Genomic DNA, 3,052 nt, shown 5'->3' on the forward strand with positions numbered 1-3,052 from the left:
TCGGCGGTATAAAGATCATGCGGCAGATGAGTCATAAGGCTATGATTATGATCATGAGTTACAGCCAAAACAAGCAAGCCGCGCACAATACCGACTGGTCGGCGCTGGCGACACAGATCAAACAGTGGGGCGCCGAGCTCGGTTTCCAGCAAACCGCCATCACCGATACCGATTTGGGCACGTATGAAAGGCGTCTGCAGCAATGGCTGGCCCGGGATTACCAGGGCGACATGCACTGGATGGCCGAACACGGGACAAAGCGCAGCCAGCCGGGCGAACTGGTCCCCGAGACGTTACGCATAATCAGCGTACGCCTGGATTATCTGCCGGAAGAGACGACCGACCTCAAGGCATTGCTGGATCATCCCGAAAAAGCCTATGTCTCACGCTATGCGCTGGGGCGCGATTATCACAAACTGATGCGCAAACGGTTGCAACAGCTGGCCGATCATATCCAGCACCAGATCGGGGTGTTCGGTTATCGCGCCTTTGTCGACAGCGCCCCGGTGATGGAAAAGGCCCTGGCGGAAAAAGCCGGGCTGGGCTGGATTGGCAAGCACAGCAATCTGCTGCAGCGGGATACCGGCTCCTGGTTTTTTCTTGGCGAGCTGTATACCGATCTGCCCCTGCCGGTGGATGAACCGGCCAGCAACCATTGTGGTACCTGCCAGGCCTGTATCGATGTCTGCCCCACCAGGGCTATCGTTGAACCCTATGTGGTCGATGCCCGGCGTTGCATCTCCTATCTGACCATCGAATTGAAAGGATCGATCCCGGTGGAACTGCGTAAGCCGATGGGCAACCGGATTTACGGCTGTGATGACTGCCAGCTGTACTGTCCCTGGAACCGGTTTGCCGACTACAGTCATGAACCGGACTTTGATCCGCGTCAGCGACTGGATGAAGCACGCCTGGTGGAACTTTTCTTGTGGGATGAAGTCACTTTCAATCAGAACCTGGAAGGCTCGGCGATTCGCCGCATCGGCCACGAACGCTGGCTGCGCAATATCGCCGTGGCCCTGGGCAATGCGGCCACCTCGCCGGAGGTGATCGCCACCCTGCAGGCCCGCACCGACCATCCGTCCGAACTGGTGCGCGAACATGTGCTGTGGGCATTACAACAACATCAACCTGCCATCATTGAGGATTAAACCACTATGAAACGCCATCTTGCTGCTTTCCTGCTTCCGGCTTTAGTACTGAGCCCGATCGCTGGCGCCGAACCGGCCTATGTCACCACCCGGGTCCTCTCCTTCGAGCTGGCCAACCAGCTGGCCGTCGAGTCGGCCCAGGCCTGTCGCAAACAGGGCTATCAGGTCACCGCCAGCGTGGTTGATCGCAATAGCAAACTGCTCGCCGTGGCGCGCGATCCGCTGGCCGGGACCCACACCATCGACGTCAGTCGGTTAAAAGCGCAGACCGCCGCCAGCTTTCAGACTTCCACGCTCGACATGCAGGAGGGTGATTTCGACAACCTGCGCTTTGCCCCCGAGGTCTTGTTGATCGGCGGCGGGGTGCCGGTGCGCATCGGCGGTCATTTCTACGGTGCCGTGGGTATCTCCGGTGCGCCGGCCAAAAAGATCACCGGCGACGTGGATGATGAGTGTGCCAGAGCCGGCATCGAGACGATTCGCGAAGCGATCGAGTTTGCCGAATAAAAGAATAAAGACCAACCACCAAGACACGAAGACACCAAGAAAAATTATTCAAGAAGCTGAAACGATCATGCGTTTACCAATGTCACGACAGCGGGCAAGTCTACGTCGCGAGCGGAAGTGGTTTCAATGAATACAGAAATTTACTTGGTGTCTTCGTGTCTTGGTGGTGAAGTCACTTTCGAGGAGTGAAATCAGATCTTGCAGGCAATGTCAGAATAGCGGTTGACCTGATTTCGGCCGTGGCCCTTGCTGTAATACATGGCACTGTCCGCCTGGTGCAACAGTTCTTCAAGGGCATGCCGGGTTTCCCGCGAATGCGTGGCCTGCAGGGCCGCCACGCCGGCACTGACGGTGATGCCAAAATCTTTTTCAGCAAAGCGAAATTCCAGACCGGCAATGCGCAACCGGATTCGCTCGGCAAGAACCTTACCTCCGTCCTCATCGGTCTCCGGCAGTGCCAGTACAAACTCCTCGCCACCGAAACGGGCGATAATATCCGCCTCGCGCGCTTCCTCGCGCAGCAGTTCGGCAATCGCACGCAGCACGTTATCACCTACACCGTGACCGAAACGATCATTGACGGACTTGAAGTTGTCGGCATCCAGCACCAGCAAACAGAACGGTTCGTCATAACGAATTGCCCGGGCCAGTGCCGACTGGGTTTCCGGAAAGAAAAACCGTCGGTTATGCAGTTCGGTTAACTCGTCGATGACTGACAGGGTGGCGTAACGTTCCTTGAGATGTTCGGCTTCCTCCAGCGCTTCTTGCAGTTGTTGCGTGCGCTCCGTGACCATCTTTTCCATGTCGTGCAACAAACGGTTTTTGATCAGCAGCTGGCCGAGAAAATTACAAAAAATAATCAGGCTGCGCTCGTGCTCCACGGTAAAAAAACCGCTATGCGGATGGCAGGCGACAAAAACGCCCAGCAGTTGCTGGCTGGCCTGAATCGGCAACCCGATATACGACACCTCGTCATTGTCGATCAGTGCGCCCTTGATGCCCTGGGCAAATTGCTCGGTCGTGCGCCGCGCCTGTTGTTTCATCCAGGCCTGTGCCGCATCAGCGTTTTCTTTTTCCGCCGCGTCACACCCCAGGCATGCGACCAGCTCAAACCGTTCGGCCTCATCCTGTAAAAAGATGCCGACCGAATCGAGTTCGAGATTGTCCGCCACAACCTGCAGTGCGCCCTGTAACAGACGTTCCTCGTCATGATCGGTGACTTCAAAACCGGAGAGTTCGCGCAAGGCCGAGAGTGTGCCGACCAGATCGATCAGTCGGGTATTAACATCCTGAAAGGCTTCAACAAACGGCTTGTTATCCATGTTTCTCCCGCTAACTCAGACCACGGCCAGCATCTTGGCCACGGCTTCATACAACTCGCGCTTGCGATGCAG

The 3,052-nt window shown here is 56.6% G+C and carries 3 protein-coding genes; 2 read left to right on the plus strand and 1 reads right to left on the minus strand.

Annotation, left to right across the window (positions count from 1 at the left end):
• Positions 1-53 precede the first annotated feature (53 nt).
• Together queG and RI563_RS13010 are read left to right on the plus strand one after the other, a co-directional pair.
• Positions 54-1,151: a tRNA epoxyqueuosine(34) reductase QueG gene (gene queG, locus RI563_RS13005; RefSeq protein ID WP_310694810.1), complete on the plus strand. Its 1,098-nt coding sequence runs from the start codon at positions 54-56 to the stop codon at positions 1,149-1,151.
• Positions 1,152-1,157: 6 nt separating this feature from the next.
• Positions 1,158-1,658, plus strand: a complete 501-nt coding sequence (locus tag RI563_RS13010; protein ID WP_310694811.1) for a heme-binding protein — start codon at positions 1,158-1,160, stop codon at positions 1,656-1,658.
• A gap of 191 nt (positions 1,659-1,849) precedes the next feature.
• Here the strand turns inward: RI563_RS13010 and RI563_RS13015 are convergent, their stop codons facing one another.
• Positions 1,850-2,980 carry a sensor domain-containing diguanylate cyclase gene (locus RI563_RS13015; protein ID WP_310694812.1) on the minus strand — a complete coding sequence of 377 codons (1,131 nt, stop codon included), beginning with the start codon at positions 2,978-2,980 and terminating at the stop codon, positions 1,850-1,852.
• Positions 2,981-3,052: the final 72 nt, after the last annotated feature.

Source organism: Thiohalophilus sp. (assembly GCF_031581315.1).
Lineage (GTDB): Bacteria > Pseudomonadota > Gammaproteobacteria > UBA6429 > Thiohalophilaceae > Thiohalophilus.